This is a genomic window from uncultured Sneathiella sp. (assembly GCF_963973085.1).
GTDB lineage: Bacteria > Pseudomonadota > Alphaproteobacteria > Sneathiellales > Sneathiellaceae > Sneathiella.
In genome coordinates, this window is record NZ_CAXAXA010000005.1 from 69,625 (window position 1) to 85,325 (window position 15,701).

The 15,701-nt window shown below is 54.1% G+C and carries 13 protein-coding genes; all 13 read right to left on the reverse strand.

The genetic code is table 11. The features are described 5' to 3' along the window. Window positions 1-2: 2 nt before the first annotated feature. Window positions 3-560: a ribosome recycling factor gene (gene frr / locus AACZ19_RS13255; RefSeq protein ID WP_339634741.1), complete on the reverse strand. Its 558-nt coding sequence runs from the start codon at window positions 558-560 to the stop codon at window positions 3-5. A 63-nt stretch (window positions 561-623) separates the two neighbouring features. Next, the gene (gene pyrH / locus AACZ19_RS13260) at window positions 624-1,349 is read right to left on the reverse strand and encodes a UMP kinase (protein ID WP_339634743.1); all 726 of its coding nucleotides are present in this window, start codon (window positions 1,347-1,349) and stop codon (window positions 624-626) included. Between the two features lie 146 nt (window positions 1,350-1,495). Continuing rightward, window positions 1,496-2,419, reverse strand: a complete 924-nt coding sequence (tsf, locus tag AACZ19_RS13265; protein WP_339634745.1) for a translation elongation factor Ts — start codon at window positions 2,417-2,419, stop codon at window positions 1,496-1,498. Between the two features lie 78 nt (window positions 2,420-2,497). Beyond that, on the reverse strand, window positions 2,498-3,379 hold the full coding sequence (gene rpsB, locus AACZ19_RS13270; protein ID WP_339634747.1) for a 30S ribosomal protein S2: 882 nt from the start codon (window positions 3,377-3,379) through the stop codon (window positions 2,498-2,500). 193 nt (window positions 3,380-3,572) lie between these two features. Further along, complete coding sequence (gene dnaE / locus AACZ19_RS13275; protein WP_339634749.1) at window positions 3,573-7,088, reverse strand: DNA polymerase III subunit alpha; 3,516 nt, start codon at window positions 7,086-7,088, stop codon at window positions 3,573-3,575. Between the two features lie 428 nt (window positions 7,089-7,516). Beyond that, entirely contained in the window at window positions 7,517-9,340 is a 1,824-nt protein-coding gene (locus AACZ19_RS13280) for a mechanosensitive ion channel family protein (RefSeq protein WP_339634751.1), read from the reverse strand. 245 nt (window positions 9,341-9,585) lie between these two features. Next, complete coding sequence (locus tag AACZ19_RS13285) at window positions 9,586-10,266, reverse strand: ABC transporter ATP-binding protein (RefSeq protein ID WP_339634753.1); 681 nt, start codon at window positions 10,264-10,266, stop codon at window positions 9,586-9,588. After that, window positions 10,259-11,503 (reverse strand): lipoprotein-releasing ABC transporter permease subunit, encoded by a 1,245-nt coding sequence (locus tag AACZ19_RS13290; protein ID WP_339634755.1) that lies wholly within the window; start codon window positions 11,501-11,503, stop codon window positions 10,259-10,261. Before AACZ19_RS13290 ends, AACZ19_RS13285 begins: the two co-directional genes overlap by 8 nt. Beyond that, a complete protein-coding gene (gene proS, locus AACZ19_RS13295; RefSeq protein ID WP_339634756.1) occupies window positions 11,503-12,822 on the reverse strand; it encodes a proline--tRNA ligase in 1,320 nt (439 codons plus the stop codon). The genes AACZ19_RS13290 and proS overlap by 1 nt, the downstream gene beginning before the upstream one ends. A gap of 77 nt (window positions 12,823-12,899) precedes the next feature. Continuing rightward, window positions 12,900-13,310 (reverse strand): hypothetical protein, encoded by a 411-nt coding sequence (locus AACZ19_RS13300; RefSeq protein ID WP_339634758.1) that lies wholly within the window; start codon window positions 13,308-13,310, stop codon window positions 12,900-12,902. A 16-nt stretch (window positions 13,311-13,326) separates the two neighbouring features. Beyond that, window positions 13,327-13,587 carry a DUF1467 family protein gene (locus AACZ19_RS13305; protein ID WP_339634760.1) on the reverse strand — a complete coding sequence of 87 codons (261 nt, stop codon included), beginning with the start codon at window positions 13,585-13,587 and terminating at the stop codon, window positions 13,327-13,329. Between the two features lie 12 nt (window positions 13,588-13,599). Further along, window positions 13,600-14,004: a methylmalonyl-CoA epimerase gene (mce, locus tag AACZ19_RS13310; RefSeq protein ID WP_339634762.1), complete on the reverse strand. Its 405-nt coding sequence runs from the start codon at window positions 14,002-14,004 to the stop codon at window positions 13,600-13,602. 14 nt (window positions 14,005-14,018) lie between these two features. Next, a complete protein-coding gene (locus tag AACZ19_RS13315; RefSeq protein ID WP_339634764.1) occupies window positions 14,019-15,698 on the reverse strand; it encodes a ribonuclease J in 1,680 nt (559 codons plus the stop codon). Between the last annotated feature and the right edge of the window lie 3 nt (window positions 15,699-15,701).

Consider the following 15,701-nt stretch of genomic DNA (forward strand, 5'->3'; position numbering starts at 1 on the left):
TATCAAACCTGCATGATTTCCTGCTGCTTTTCAGACAGCATTCCATCGACCTTTTCGACATAATTGTCAGTCAGCTTCTGAATAACATCTTCGGCCTTCTTCCGATCATCTTCGGAAAAATCGCCGTCTTTCTCCGCTGATTTCGCATCATCCATGCCGTGACGACGGACGTTTCGGATAGCAATCTTGGCATTTTCAGAATAACTTGCGGCAACCTTGGCAAGCTCGGCACGGCGTTCTTCCGTCAATTCAGGAATTGGAACACGGACAACCATGCCGTCAACAACCGGATTGAGGCCGAGGCCCGAATTGCGGATGCCCTTCTCGACAGCCTTCACGTTATTCTTGTCCCATACCTGAACGCTTAAGGAGCGTGACTCAGGTGTACTCACCGTTCCGACCTGATTTATCGGCATGGAACTTCCATAACTCTCCACCATGACGGTATCGAGCAGGCTGATATGCGCCCGGCCCGTCCTCAGCCCTGTAAACTCATGCTTGAGCGCTTCAAGCGCGCCCTGCATGCGTTTTTCAAGATCTTTCATGTTCGGCGCTGCCATTCTTTCTTCTCCTCCATCGCCAAGACAGTTTTCTTGGCATTCTTTAGTATCGCGCGAGTGATCTTACACCCCCAAAACAACTTCTGTGAAACATCCTTCTTTCCGGAGAACCCGGGCAAAGGCCCCTTCTTCCTGAATGGAAAAGACGAGGATCGGAATTTTGTTCTCCCGTGCGAGCGAGATCGCCGCAGCATCCATGACCTTGAGGTCCCGGGCCAGCACGTCGAGATGCGACAGGGTCTCATACCGCTCCGCATCGTCATGCTTGCGTGGGTCTTTGTCATAAACACCATCCACGTTGGTGCCCTTCAGCAGCGCATCGCACTTCATTTCGGCGGCGCGAAGGGCGGCGGCAGTATCCGTAGTAAAATAAGGGTTGCCGGTACCCGCCGCGAAGATCACGATGCGGCCTTTCTCAAGATGTCGTTCGGCCCGTCGGCGGATATAAGGTTCGCATACCGCTGACATCGGGATGGCGGAAAGCACACGGCTGTCCATTCCTTCCGCTTCAATCGCATTTTGCAGGGCAAGGGCATTCATCACGGTCGCCAGCATGCCCATGTAGTCGGCGCTGGACCGGTCCATCCCTTTCGCCGTACCGGAAATACCGCGAAAAATATTACCGCCACCGACAACAACACAAACCTCCACGCCCATATCGTGGGCAGCGCGTATGTCCTTGGCTATGCGGGAGACGGTCTCGACATCAATACCATATTGCTGGTTTCCAAGAAGTGCTTCACCGGAACATTTCAGGAGAACCCTGTGGTACTGAGGTGTTTTCGACATATTATTTCCCAAAACTGCTACATATGGTTAACCGCATCGGCATGACAGCATACAGAAAAAGTATCATTTGAAAAGCCGCGAAGCCGCACATAAAAATATGGCGGCCTCTGATTGAGACCGCCATAGATTTTCGTATCCTGTCACCGCTATCTAGCAGCAGCCGCCACTTCCGCAGCGAAATCGCTTTCTTCTTTCTCGATCCCCTCGCCCACAGCAAAGCGCACCATGCCAACAACCTCAATTGGCGATCCGATTTCCTTGGCAACGAGATCGATAGCGGCCTTGACCGTATTTTCGCCGTCGACCACAAAAGTCTGCTCCAGCAGAACAACTTCCTTGTAGAACTTGCTAATGCGACCTTCGACCATCTTATCGATAATCTCTTCCGGCTTCCCGGATTCGCGTGCCTGCTGCGAAAGCACCGCACGTTCACGGTCAACCGCCGCCGGATCGAGTTCAGCCACGCTAACTGATTGCGGGCTCGTCGCCGCAACATGCATTGCGATCTGCTTGCCGAGCGTTGCAAGCTTATCAACATCGCCATCACTTTTCAGCGCGACCAGAATACCGATCTTGCCGAGGCCCTCGGTGACAGAGTTATGAATGTAAGAGGCCACGACACCCTTCTCAACGCTCAGATAGGCCGCACGACGCAGCGCCATATTCTCACCGATCGTGGCGATGCTTTCCGTGAGCTTCTCTTCAACAGTGCCCGAACCACCCGGGAAAGGGGCGCTCTTGATTGCGTCAATATCGCCTTCTTTTTCCACGGCAACCGCGGCAATACCCTTCACTAGGGCCTGGAAATCTTCATTCCGGCCCACAAAGTCGGTTTCGGCGTTCACCTCAACAACGGCGCCGCTCGTCCCGCTCGCAGAAACGGCAACGAGACCTTCAGCCGCCACACGGCCGGATTTCTTGGCAGCCGTGGCCAGGCCCTTGGTCCGAAGCCAGTCAATTGCCGCATCGATATCGCCGTCCGTTGCCGTCAGCGCCTTTTTACAATCCATCATGCCCGCCCCGGACCGGGTACGGAGTTCTTTAACAAGTCCCGCTGTAATAGCAGTCATAATTCATCCTCGCGTTTATATTCTTAAAAGGGGGAAACGCCTGCCCTTTAAAATGGGAGACAGGCGACCCTCTCAGATTTAAGACGCTTTCGCGCTTTCCTCATCACCTTCGGTCGCAGCCGCTTCAGGAGCTGCCTCAGTCACTTCCGGTTCCGGTGCCGCTTCGGTCTTTTCCTCTTTGGCCTTTTCCTCTTCCGCAGCAGGCTCCTCCGGCAGGTCTTCGCTCATTGCCGGAGTTTCTGCCGCGCCAAGGTCCGTGCCCTGGCTTGCCATTTCCATGGAAATACCATCGATAACCGCCTGCTTGAACAAATCACAATACAGGCTGATCGCGCGGAGTGCATCGTCGTTGCCCGGTACCGGATAGGTAATGCCATCTGGATCGGAGTTGCTGTCCAGAATTGCTACAACCGGAATGCCAAGCTTGTTGGCTTCCTGAACGGCCAGCTCTTCCTTGTTGGTGTCGATCACGACAATCACATTCGGAAGACCGCCCATTTCCTTGATACCGCCAAGCGCCCGTTCCAGCTTGTCACGCTCGCGGGTCATTTTCAGGACTTCCTTCTTGGTCAGGCCTGTATGTTCCTCTGAAAGCTGTTCTTCAAGCTTGTGCAGCCGCTTGATCGATTCCGAAACGGTCTTCCAGTTGGTCAGCATACCGCCAAGCCAGCGATGGTTGACGTAGAACTGAGCGCATTGCTTGGCGCTTTCCGCAACCACGTCCGACGCCTGACGCTTGGTACCGACGAACAGGACGCGTCCACCACCGGCAACCGTATCGCGCACAACTTTAAGTGCCTGATACAGCATCGGCACCGTCTGTTGCAGATCAAGAATATGAATTTTGTTACGTGCGCCGAAGATGTAAGGACCCATTTTCGGGTTCCAGCGACGTGATTGGTGGCCAAAGTGAACACCAGCTTCCAGAAGCTGACGCATAGTAAAAGTTGGCAGAGCCATTCTGCAATCTCCTTTTCCGGTTGAACCTCCGTGAGCTGTGGTCCGTTGGATAATCCTCAGGACACCGGATGGGAAAGACCAACACAGCCTGACCCAAAACCCACGTGTGAATTTAACAGTGCGGTAAATAGGCCCCTCGGCCCCCGGATGCAAGGGAAAAATGCGGATTCACGTGGAATTCCGCCAACTGCCGCTAAATATCGTGAACATCGATAACCCCGACGGCGGATTTAAGGGCCTGTCGGACTTCCGGCGTGATATTCACCTGGTCTGAAAGGTCAAACTCAACTTCCTTTGCCTCCGCCTCCAGATTGAGGACAAAGGCCACCCGACCCCGGCCCCGCCCGCCCTGTTTCAGGATGGCCGCGACTTCCGCAAGCGGCTTGTCGTCATTCGCGAATATCCGCACGCCGTCGGCAATATTCGCCGCCAGTGATTCCAACCGCTGCAAGCTTTGCACCGTAAGCCTTGGTTGATCGTTATCGAGATTTCCCGTTACGCGCAGCACAAGTGACTGCCCGACGACCAGAAGATCACGATACTTATCCAACGATTCTGCGAACATGGTGACCTCGAAGGCGCCCGTCGCATCGGAAAGCTGAACAAAGGCAAGCGGTTTTCCTTTCCGCGTCCGGAGTTCGCGCTTGCCCATCACCGTGCCCGCAAGCGTTGCTGCGCTCTCCGCAGTGCTAAGACCGGCGAAATAGCTGGCCGCATCGCGAACACCTGCTTTATCCAGTGTCTTGTCCCATGCATCGAGCGGATGGCCCGAGAGGTAAAAACCGATGGCGTCGAACTCCTGCTTCAATTGCTCCATCGCTGTCCAGCGGGCAACATCGGGCAATGCCGGACGGACGGTCAGTGCCTCGGACTCTCCACCAAACAGATTGACCTGGCCCGAGCCACGCTCTTCTTCCGATTGCTGCGCCTGACGCAAAAGGGTTTCGATTGAAGAGAAAACCTGGGATCGGTGATCCAGCATGTCGTCGAACGCACCGGCCCGGACGAGATTTTCCGCCTGGCGCTTGTTCATATATTTAGGGTTAAGGCGCGCGGCAAAGTCGAACAGGTCCTTGAACGGGCCATTCTCGCCGCGTTCGCGCACGATCCCAGCCATTGCCTCCCGCCCGACATTTTTCACCGCCGCAAGCGCATAGCGCACGGCGCCCTGATCTCCCTCAAACTCCACGGAAAACTCGACATCCGACCTGTTGAGGCACGGTGGATGGATGGGCACTTTCATCCGCTCCAGATCCTGACGGAAGATATTGAGCTTGTCCGTATTGTTCATATCGAGGCTCATGGACGCTGCCATGAATTCCACCGGATAGTTCGCCTTGAGCCATGCCGTGTGATAGGAGACGAGCGCATAGGCGGCGGCATGGGATTTGTTAAAGCCGTAGTTTGCGAATTTTGCCACCAGATCAAAAATATGAGTGGCATCCTTGGGGGAAATCCCCTTCTCCTTCGCGCCTTGCGCAAAAATAGCGCGCTGTTGATCCATTTCCGACTGAATTTTCTTGCCCATGGCCCGGCGCAACAGGTCAGCATCGCCCAGGCTGTAGCCTGCCAGCATCCGGGCGATTTCCATCACTTGCTCCTGATAGATGATAACGCCGTAGGTTTCCTCCAATACCGGCTTTAGCTCGGGATGCAGGTAATCGGGCTCCTCTTCTCCGTGCTTGCGGCGGATATAGGTCGGGATATTCTCCATCGGGCCCGGCCGGTATAGTGCGACGATGGCGATAATATCCTCAAACGCGTCGGGGCGCATTTTCCGGAGCATGTCTCGCATGCCGGAACTTTCAAGCTGGAATATCCCGATGGTGTTGCCGGTGGAGAGCAGTTCGAACACCCCCGGATCATCAAGCGGCACCTTCGCATAGTCAATCTCGATTCCCCGGCGCGCCAGCAGCATCTTTGCCCGGTCCAGAACCGTGAGAGTCTTGAGGCCGAGAAAGTCGAATTTCACCAGTCCCGCCGTTTCCGCGTATTTCATCGAGAATTGCGTCACCGGCATATCGGAGCGCGGATCACGATAGAGCGGCACCAGCTCTTCCAGCGGGCGATCACCAATGACCACACCGGCTGCATGGGTCGACGCATGACGATAGAGCCCTTCAAGTTGAAGCGCTATTTTCAATAATCGGGCGACATCCGCATCGTTCGCCCGTTCCTCCCGCAGACGCGGCTCGATATCGAGCGCCTGTTGCAAACTGACCGGATTGGCCGGATTGGCCGGGATCATCTTACTGATCCGGTCTACCTGACCATAGGGCATCTGCAATACCCGGCCCACGTCGCGAACCGCCGCCTTCGCCTGCAGCTTTCCAAAGGTAATGATCTGGGCCACCTGATCATGGCCGTATTTTTCCTGAACATAGCGGATAACCTTTTCACGCTTGTCCTGGCAAAAATCGATATCAAAGTCGGGCATTGACACCCGTTCCGGATTGAGGAACCGTTCGAATAAGAGTCCGAAGCGCAGCGGGTCAAGATCGGTAATGGTCAGGGCCCAGGCAACGACCGAGCCCGCACCGGACCCGCGGCCCGGCCCGACGGGGACATCATTTTCCTTCGACCACCGGATGAAATCGGCAACGATCAGGAAATAGCCGGGAAAGCCCATTTCATTGATCACACTGATTTCATAATCGAGGCGATCGACATATTTTTTCGCTGTGGCGTCTCGTTCCTCTTGGCTCATCCCATCCGTGAAAACTTCTTTTTCAAGACGGACTTTCAGGCCCGCCGATGCCGCCGCCGCCAGCTCCCCTGCCTCATCCCGGCCCTCGGCCGACGAAAACGCAGGCAGAATCGGATCACGTGTGGGAGAGGCGATCGCGCAGCGGCGGGCGATAACCACCGTATTGTCGATTGCCTCCGGCAGATCCGAGAACAGCTCGACCATCTCCGCCTGTGACTTGAAATAATGCTCGGGCGTGCGCTTGATTCGCTCCTGATCGCCAACATATTTCCCGGCGGCGATACACAGAAGCGCATCATGCGCTTCGTACATGCTGCGATCGACAAAAAACACTTCATTGGTCGCAACGAGGGGAATGTCCAATTCATAAGCAAGCTTCAGAAAACCCGGCTCCGTCTTCTGTTCCAGCGGAAGGCCATGGCGCTGAAGTTCCATATAAAGGCGGCCATCAAAAATACGGGCAAGAGTTCGTGTGTAGTCTTCCGCCGCCGCCAGCTGGTCCGTGGCAATCAATCGCCCAATGGGACCTTCCGCGCCGCCGGTCAGACAAATCAGGCCGCCGCCGTGCCGTTCGAGCAGTTCCATCGGCACTTGCGCCGTTTCACCCGATTCCGTTTTCAGAAAAGCATGGGATGTCAATTTCAGGAGATTGTTATAGCCCGCCTCGTCTTGAGCCAGCAAGACGACAGGGTCCGGCTCTGGCCGGCGCCCATTGCGGTCAATCCCATCTTCGCGCGTAAGGGCGATCTGACAGCCAATAATCGGCTGCACCCCGCCCCCCTGCATCGCCAGAGAAAATTCAAGCGCACCAAACATGTTGCTGGTGTCCGTTATCGCCACCGCCGGCATATCATTCGAGATACAAAGCGACTTGATATCCTTGACCGGCACCGCCCCTTCAGAGAGGGAATAGGCGGAATGAACGCGCAAATGAATAAAACGGGGGCCAGGCAGGGCACTGGACAACGGCAAATCTCCAATCTGTGATTTCAGCCGCCCCATTATTGCACGTCCTTCATGAAAGGTCAGGGCTTGTCAGCCCCTCCCGTCAAATTTCTTGTGGATAACTCCCCTTCTGTCCTATTCGAAGATCATACCACTAGAGCTGCCCGGCAAGGCCCGCCACAATATCCGCCCAGAACACCATCACCCCGAGCGCGCCTGCAAAGGCCGCACATTCAAATCCGCTTTTAATTATCTGGTTCACATCCATGTCAGCTCTCCTGTTGTCCGCTGATACATAGAATGTTCTTGTTTTGTTCTTTTGTCAAATAAAATTATTCTGCGCATGAAAATAGGGTGCTACGCCAACGCCAGATAAAGCTTTCGCTCTCCACGATCGTCCTGTAGCCTCTATGTTCGTCCATGCACTTTCTAGGCCGCGTTGGCGCCTATGCCGGACTAGCATCCTTCCGGATTCGTTGTCATATTTAGGATATACTGGAGTACGGCTTTGACAAATCCTGTTCAGGCCAGCCGCGCAGTGTCGCGCCAGTCTCAGGTGCGCTATCCGATGCCAGATAAGTCGTTGTAGAGGGAAAAGCGAAATCTGCACCGCGCGCGCGGACAATCTCGACAATCCGCATCAGGACTTCTTCCTGAACCCGAAGAAACTCGGGCATGCTGGTAACCGCGACATAGGCATAGATCTCGATATCGAGAGAGTAGTCGCCAAGTTCCACGAACCTCACCCGCAAAGGATCTGACTGTATGCGATCATGATCTTCCAGATATGCAAGAATATCGTCGATGATGACCGATAGCTGGGCCCGTGTCGTTTCATATCTCAGGCCTATGCGATGACGCAGGTGAAACTGATCGCGGCGACTGTAGTTCGTAATCTTGCGCTTGGCCAAGTCGGCGTTCGATATCGTAATCAGGGTGCGGTCAAGCGCCCGAATACGGGTTGAGCGAATACCGATGGATTCGACCGTTCCCGAAAGATTATCAAACTGACAGAATTCGCCAATCTTGACCATCCGGTCTGCATAGAGAATGATCCCGCCGATCAGGTTTTCGATTGTTGGCTGCGCGGCAAGGGCGATCGCCAGACCGCCAACGCCAAGGCCGGCAATCACACCATAGACCGGTATTCCGATCTGTGTCGCACCATAGCCCATAATGATCAGCGCGATCGTGCATGAAAAGACGCGAAATCCGGTTCGCAACAGGCTTGCATCGATACTGTCCGTCGGGACAGCCGGATTACGGATGGCAGACGCGTAAATGAAATTCAAAAACTGATAGGTCAGCAAAGCCACACAAGACCAGATAATGGCCGTTGTCACCGTGCTGATTCCCTGCATAAGGCCGCCGGTGATATTAATATGGCTGTCGCAGGTATAGCGATAGAGCAAGGCCAAACCGATCACAGACCCACATAGAATCATTTGGCGCATCCGCCGACCCGCGCTCATATCCTCTTCCAAATTACTACGGGTAAGATGAAAGAATGTTGCAGGCGCAGCTATAGCCATGATGGTTAGGAGTGCGAACATTACCCACTGCCAGACCGCCTGATTATAGAATTTCTCTTGCAGCCAATCAGGCCCCATAAGTATAAAGCCATACCATTTGGGAGCCACAAATCCGCCCGGAGTATAGATATAGTAGTTATAAAGATCTTCCGTCCAGTCGTGTCTCAACGGAAAATTCTTGATCGTTTCATAATCCTCAGGGATGCGTTCAACCGTCTCTTTGGAGAAAAGAAAAGCGCCTTGTTCACTGCCACTCTGGACACGGGAAATCACAATATTGGTTCCTGGAACTGACCAGCTCGCGTCCAGTTTGGCAGCTTCATTCGCGCCGGGGAAAACGCCGACTTCATAGCCGGGAATGCTTCCCATTGCCGGAAGATCCATTCTGTCAAATATTTCATGGAGTTGCAGCGTGATCTCAATATTGACCTGTTCCCGGATACTTGCAGGTATGGTGCTTAAATCAAAAGTCTGGGCGGCCTTGTCAAGAATTGTCCGAAGTTCTTCCAGCCGTCCCTCCAAGACCTCAGATAAAATAATAGTGTCGCTAACCGCATAATCATCGCGTACATCGAGCCATATTTTACGTGCTTCACTGACGAGATAGACAAAGCTTTCAAGTGTCGCCCGTGGGCTTGACGTGTCTGGAGGTGAAATTGGATTTTCAAGCAGAATTTTTCGTAGATTGTCAGAATATTTCTGTTGATTATGCAACTCAAATGCTGTCCTCGCCGCGTTATCAACGTCCGACTGTTGAGCATTCACTGTAGTTGCCATCAGGGCGACCATAAGTCCCAGCAATAGAAGGCTGACTTGACGCCACCTCATGCCACATTTGAGAATACTTTGAATCAATCTGAATTTCGGCATGGCTACCCGACGCCCCTAGTCTTTGTGAATATTGGGGAATACTGCCGACAATAGCTTTACAATTTCTTAACCAACAAGTCAGGGAATGCAGAGGCAATCACAGGAGCAAGGCCTAAAGCTACTGCCAAAAAACAAAATAGGAGGAGTAAAAACTAATCAGCCACCAGATGATGATCGCGAACCTGCACAATCCGGTCCATGCGGCGGGCCAGATCGGTGTTATGTGTCGCCACCAGTGCGGCCACCTGACGATCCCGCACAGCATCGAGGAACTGCTTGAATACAATCTCTGCGGTCTGCTCATCTAGATTGCCTGTCGGTTCATCCGCCAGCAGCAAAACCGGGTCATTGGCGAGCGCGCGGGCAATGGCGACGCGCTGCTGCTCCCCGCCGGAAAGTTTGGCTGGGCGGTGGGAGAGCCGGTCTTTCAGGCCCATTTTTTCCAGCAGTTCCGTTGCTTTTTGTTTCGCCTGCGCCTTCGAAATTCCTGCAATCAGGTTTGGCATCATGACATTTTCAAGAGCTGAAAACTCCGGCAGCAAATGATGGAACTGGTAGACGAAACCTATCTTGTCACGGCGAACCTCTGTCCGCTTGCCATCCCGCGCCTTGCTGCAATCTATATCGGCAATCCGCACAGTGCCTGTCGTTGGTGGCTCCAGCAAGCCCGCGATTTGCAACAATGTTGATTTTCCTGATCCGGAAGGCCCCAAAAGGGCGACGATCTCACCGGGTCGAATATCAAGCGCAACGGAATCAAGAACCAGAAGCTTCTCCTGACCCTGCGTAAAGGTTCGGCCAATATTTTCAAGTTTAAGGACCGGGTCACTCATATCGAAGCGCCTCCACCGGATCGAGGCGCGCGGCGCGCCAGGAGGGATATATCGTTGCCAGCAGCGAAATGACAAGCGCCATGACAACGACCGTCGTCACCTCCGCCGCATCTATTTTCGCCGGCAAATGCGAGAGGAAATAGATTTCCGCGGAAAACAGCTCTGCCCCGGTAATCCCCTCAATCAGCCCCTTGATCTTGTCGATATTCATGCAGAAGCCAAGCCCCAGCAGAAAGCCAAAAAGGGTTCCGACGACGCCAATGCTGGCTCCCGCAATGAAGAAGACCCGCATGATCATGCCGCGGGTTGCCCCCATGGTCCTCAGGATCGCGATGTCCCGCCCCTTATCCTTCACCAGCATGATCAGGCTGGAAATGATATTGAACGCCGCGACCAGGATGATGAGGGTGAGGATCAGGAACATCACATTCCGCTCCACCTCCAACGCATTGAAGAAACTCGCGCGGGATTGCTGCCAGTCATAGATAAAGGCCCGGATATTCACTGCGTTGATAACTTCGCTCCGAATGGCGAGGGCCGTGTCCGGGTCCGTCGCGAAGACTTCAAGCGCCGTCACCCCGTCGCCAAGGCGGAAATAGTTCTGCGCCGCATTCAGCGACATATAGATATAGCCGCTGTCATATTCATACATACCCGTATCGAACAGCCCGGCCACATCGAAGGTTTTGACCCGCGGCATGGTGCCAAAGGCCGTCGGCGTGCCCTGCGCCGAGATCAGCTTCACCTTGTCACCTGCCGCAACACCAAGGGTGCGGGCGAGCCTGTATCCGATGACAATCGAGTTATCATTGCCGAAATCATCCAGCGAACCGTCAATAATGCCGGTGGATATCACATCAAGAGCGGCCAGCTGGTTTGGTGAGATCCCCCGGACGAGCGCGCCGCTTGCAGCCTTGCCGGACGCCATCACCTGACCCTCGACAATCGGCGTCACACGCACGACTTCGGGAATATCGGCAAGCCGCGCCACGACATTGCCAAAATCAACCAGCGGCTCCTCTGCCGGTGCCCGGACTTCATAATGACCGTTCAACCCGAGAATACGATCCAGCAGCTCCGCGCGAAACCCGTTCATGACAGACATCACGATAATCAGGGTTGCCACGCCAAGCCCGATCCCAAGAAACGAAAAAGTGGCGATAACGGAGATAAACCCCTCCTGTCGCCGGGCACGAAGATAGCGAAGCGCCATCGTCCATTCAAAGCGGGAAAACACTAGTTCAGGCCTACCAGCAATTGCAGGGCATCGTCCAGGCCCAGTTCCTGCTTTTCGCCCGTGGCACGATTTTTCACTTCAACAATGCCGGATTTCACGCCACGCGGCCCGATTGTTGCCTGCCACGGCAGACCGATAAGATCCATATTGGCGAATTTCTCACCAGCCCGTCCCGACGTATCATCATTCAGCACATCGATGTCCTGATTGCGCAGCTTGTTATAGAAATCCTCACAGGCTGCATCACAGGCCTCATCCCCGCTTTTGAGGTTAATCAGGCCAACCTTGAACGGTGCAACGCTCTCCGGCCAGATGATACCGGCATCGTCATGGGATGCCTCGATGATACCGCCCACAAGCCGCGAAACTCCGATACCATAGGAACCCATGGAGACGGTCACGTCTTTCCCCTCAGGGCCAGCGACAGTTGCGCCCATGGCTTTTGAATATTTATCCCCGAAATGGAAGATATGGCCCACTTCAATTCCGCGCCGGGTGACCAGATCAGCGTCATCGATATCACAGGTGGCAGGATCATGCATATCATCCGCCGCCGCATAGTAGCTGGTCCATTTATCGACGATACCTTGCAATTCCTCTGCGGAGTAACTCGCCTCCGACGGTGTCTCAAGGGTCAGGATGTCCTTGTGATAGAAAACCTCGCTCTCGCCGGTATCCGCAAGAACAATAAATTCGTGGGACAAGTCACCACCGATCGGGCCCGTTGCCGCACGAAGGGGGATTGCTTTCACCCCAAGCCGTGCAAATGTCTTGAGATAGGCGACGAACATATTGTTGTAAGCCGTTTTGGCGCCTTCATAATCCAGATCGAATGAATAGGCATCCTTCATGAGGAACTCGCGGCCGCGCATGATCCCGAAACGCGGACGCACCTCATCACGGAACTTCCACTGGATATGGTACAGGTTCAACGGCAGGTTCTTGTAGCTTTTGACATGGGAGCGGAAAATATCCGTCACCTGCTCCTCATTCGTCGGGCCATACAGCATATCGCGTTCATGCCGGTCCGTAATACGAAGCATTTCCTTGCCGTAATCATCATAGCGGCCCGATTCCCGCCAGAGGTCTGCCGGCTGCAGGGTCGGCATCAGAATTTCCAGTGCCCCTACCCGGTTCTGTTCCTCCCGTACGATCTGCTCGATCTTTTTCATCACCTTGAAGCCCATCGGCAGCCAGCTGTAAATCCCGGCAGACGATTGCTGAATCATTCCGGCCCGCAGCATTAACCGGTGGGAAACAATCTGTGCCTCCTTGGGATCTTCCTTCAGGGTCGGCAGAAAATAACGGGACAGACGCATATGAGCCTCAGAACGATTGAATATTGCGGGTTTTGGTGACTTTTAACGGGATTTGAGCAGATTGCAAGGATTTCACTTTATTGATACCGCTTTCGGCATTCGTTGGCGATGGCATTTTCGGCAGGATCCGTCAGCTCCTGCCCATTATAAAGTAGTTGTCCGGAGGCAATATCAAATTCGACAATGCCGACATTCACCTCCGCTTCCGCCAGTTTCGGGTTATAGCTTTCAAGCAAGTCCTTTAATGGCAATGCCAGGTTTACGTATATTTGATCGGGAATTTTTGCGCGCTGATCCTCAAGATCCGCCGGAGCGACAGGCTTTCCATGCACATCAACGCCCGGCTGATAGGTAACATCCGGTGATTGCTTGTACTTAACAATCTGCTCACAGGCCACGCGGGATACTTCCAGCCGTATCTCGTCCTCCGCGGCGGCGGTTGCCGCAAATGACCCCATGAGCATCGCCGCCATAAGAAACCGGATCATCGTCTTGCCGACCCTCCTATATGTCCTGGAAATAGGCCCGGATATCAAACAAATCAAGATCGACAATCGTCCAGACAGCGACAAACAGCACAATCGTTATTACTGTTGTCATGGCAAATTTCGTCCATATGCGAGGGTTTGCCGGCGCGCTCTCGACTGTCCCGGGTTCGATCTCACCCTCTTCCTCGCTTTGCGGCCTCACCCCCCAAGGCAGCACCGTAAAAAGAACGAGCATCCAGGTAATCGTAAAAATAACAATGCCGCCGACAATGGACATTCTATGTTGCCTCTATACCTGTTCCAATTCGACAAGAGTTCCGCTGAAGTCCTTGGGGTGCAAGAATAAAACTGGCTTCTTATGAGCGCCGATCTTCGGCTCTCCATCTCCCAGCACCCGGGCGCCCTTGGCTTTCAACTGATCCCGTGCCGCGATAATATCCTCCACCTCATAGCAGACGTGATGAATACCGCCCGACGCGTTTTTCGCCAAAAACCCCTCGATAGGGGAATTTTGCCCCAGCGGATGAAGAAGCTCGATCTTGGTATTATCCAGTTCGACAAAGACAACTGTCACACCGTTGTCCGGCTCGTCCTGTGGCGGGCTAACCTTCGCGCCCAGCGTATCACGGTAAACCGCCGCGGCGGCCTCAAGATCGGGGACCGCGATGGCCACATGATTTAATCGTCCAATCATCTTGTCATATATCCTTATTCATCTTCAAATCTGATGACATAAATATCCGTAATCGGCCGTCGCCCGGCAAGTCTGCGGAACACCCGACGAACCGCGTTATGCGCCGACAGCTCGACCTTGTCATCATCCAGTTTTTCACTTTTTTTCAAGCGGTTATGGCCCTCTATTATCTGTTCTCTCAGATCTTTTTGCAACTCCGGAAACAGACTTTCATCAAGCACCCCTCGCAGCCGTATTATCGGGTCTTCTGTTATTTGGCCCTTTTCATTGACAAAGACAACCCCGCTGACACTCCCGTTGTAGACAAGGCGGCGGCGTGTTGAGAGAAACTCCCCGTCCAGCGGAGTCAGCCCGCCGGCATCAACCGCAAGACGGCCCGAGGGGACATCGGCGATAATCCCAGCCACCCCCGGTGCAAGTTTCAGGATATTTCCGTTTGTGATCTCAATCGCCTGCTTCACGCCGAGGGACCGCGCCAATTCACAATGGGCGCGGATATGGCGCGCCTCCCCATGAACGGGGATCGCAATTTCCGGCTTCACGATCCGGTACATATCGGTCAGTTCGTCTCGCGCCGGATGACCGGAAACATGAACAAATTCATCGGCTTCCGTGATAACATTGACACCGGATTCAGTAAGCTGGTTATGCAGCGCATACAGTGTTTTCTCGTTTCCCGGAATGACCTTGGACGAGAAAATCACGGTATCGCCTTGCGAGAGCTCAACATGGGAATGCTCTCCGCGGGCAATCCGGGCCATCGCTCCGCGAGGCTCTCCCTGGCTACCGGTACAGAGCAGCAATATCTTATCCCGCGGAATATGGCCCGCATCTTTTTCATCAAGAAATGGCGGCAAGTCATTGAGGTAACCTGATTTTTTTGCTGCTTGCGTCATTCTGTGCAGGGAACGGCCGACAAGGACGACATGACGGTCGTTCCGCTCGGCAACGCTGGCGATTGTCATAAGGCGGGCGATATTCGACGCAAAGGTCGTAACCGCGATCCGCCCCGACGGAATGCCCCGAAAGAGTTGGTCAAGGCTGTTTTGCACATCCAACTCCGAGCCGGAAACACCTTCCTTGAAGACATTGGTGGAATCACAAATCATCGCCAATACGCCTGCGTCGGAAACCCTCTGCATCTTGGCAAGGTTACTGGCCGGGCCGACGACAGGATCGGGATCAAGTTTCCAGTCACCGCTATGGAGCACCCGACCATGTGGCGTCGTGATCATCAGGGCCTGCATTTCCGGTATGGAATGGGTGAGATCAACAAAGTCGATATGATAATCGCCAAGAGAGATTGAACTCCCTGGCGCGATCACATTAACTTCCACCTCATTCTCAAGCCCCTCCTCCGCCAGCTTGAGAGACAGGATTTCGGCCGTAAACGGGCTGGTATAAACCGGGCAACGAAATTGCGGCCAGAGACGGGCGACCGCGCCAACATGGTCCTCATGTGCATGGGTTACAATAATCGCGAGCAGGTCTTCGCGCCGCTCCGCAATCCAGGCTGCATCGGGAACAATCACATCGATGCCCGGCGCCCGGTCATCGGCAAAGGATATCCCGCAATCGATCATCAGCCATTTACCGTCGCAGCAGTAAAGGTTGAGGTTCATGCCAATTTCCCCGCTGCCGCCAAGGGGGAGGAAGTACAAACCTTCCTGCAGGTCGCGATCAATTTTGTTCATACG

Excerpts from the sequence above, each read along its gene's own strand:
- tsf (WP_339634745.1), bottom strand. The coding sequence starts at position 2,419 with ATGACTGCTATTACAGCGGGACTTGTTAAAGAACTCCGTACCCGGTCC.
- AACZ19_RS13285 (WP_339634753.1), bottom strand. The coding sequence starts at position 10,266 with ATGAGTGACCCGGTCCTTAAACTTGAAAATATTGGCCGAACCTTTACG.
- dnaE (WP_339634749.1), bottom strand. The coding sequence starts at position 7,088 with ATGGGGCGGCTGAAATCACAGATTGGAGATTTGCCGTTGTCCAGTGCC.
- mce (WP_339634762.1), bottom strand. The coding sequence starts at position 14,004 with ATGATTGGACGATTAAATCATGTGGCCATCGCGGTCCCCGATCTTGAG.
- AACZ19_RS13315 (WP_339634764.1), bottom strand. The coding sequence starts at position 15,698 with ATGAACAAAATTGATCGCGACCTGCAGGAAGGTTTGTACTTCCTCCCC.
- pyrH (WP_339634743.1), bottom strand. The coding sequence starts at position 1,349 with ATGTCGAAAACACCTCAGTACCACAGGGTTCTCCTGAAATGTTCCGGT.
- rpsB (WP_339634747.1), bottom strand. The coding sequence starts at position 3,379 with ATGGCTCTGCCAACTTTTACTATGCGTCAGCTTCTGGAAGCTGGTGTT.
- proS (WP_339634756.1), bottom strand. The coding sequence starts at position 12,822 with ATGCGTCTGTCCCGTTATTTTCTGCCGACCCTGAAGGAAGATCCCAAG.
- AACZ19_RS13305 (WP_339634760.1), bottom strand. The coding sequence starts at position 13,587 with ATGTCCATTGTCGGCGGCATTGTTATTTTTACGATTACCTGGATGCTC.
- frr (WP_339634741.1), bottom strand. The coding sequence starts at position 560 with ATGGCAGCGCCGAACATGAAAGATCTTGAAAAACGCATGCAGGGCGCG.
- AACZ19_RS13280 (WP_339634751.1), bottom strand. The coding sequence starts at position 9,340 with ATGGCAACTACAGTGAATGCTCAACAGTCGGACGTTGATAACGCGGCG.
- AACZ19_RS13300 (WP_339634758.1), bottom strand. The coding sequence starts at position 13,310 with ATGATCCGGTTTCTTATGGCGGCGATGCTCATGGGGTCATTTGCGGCA.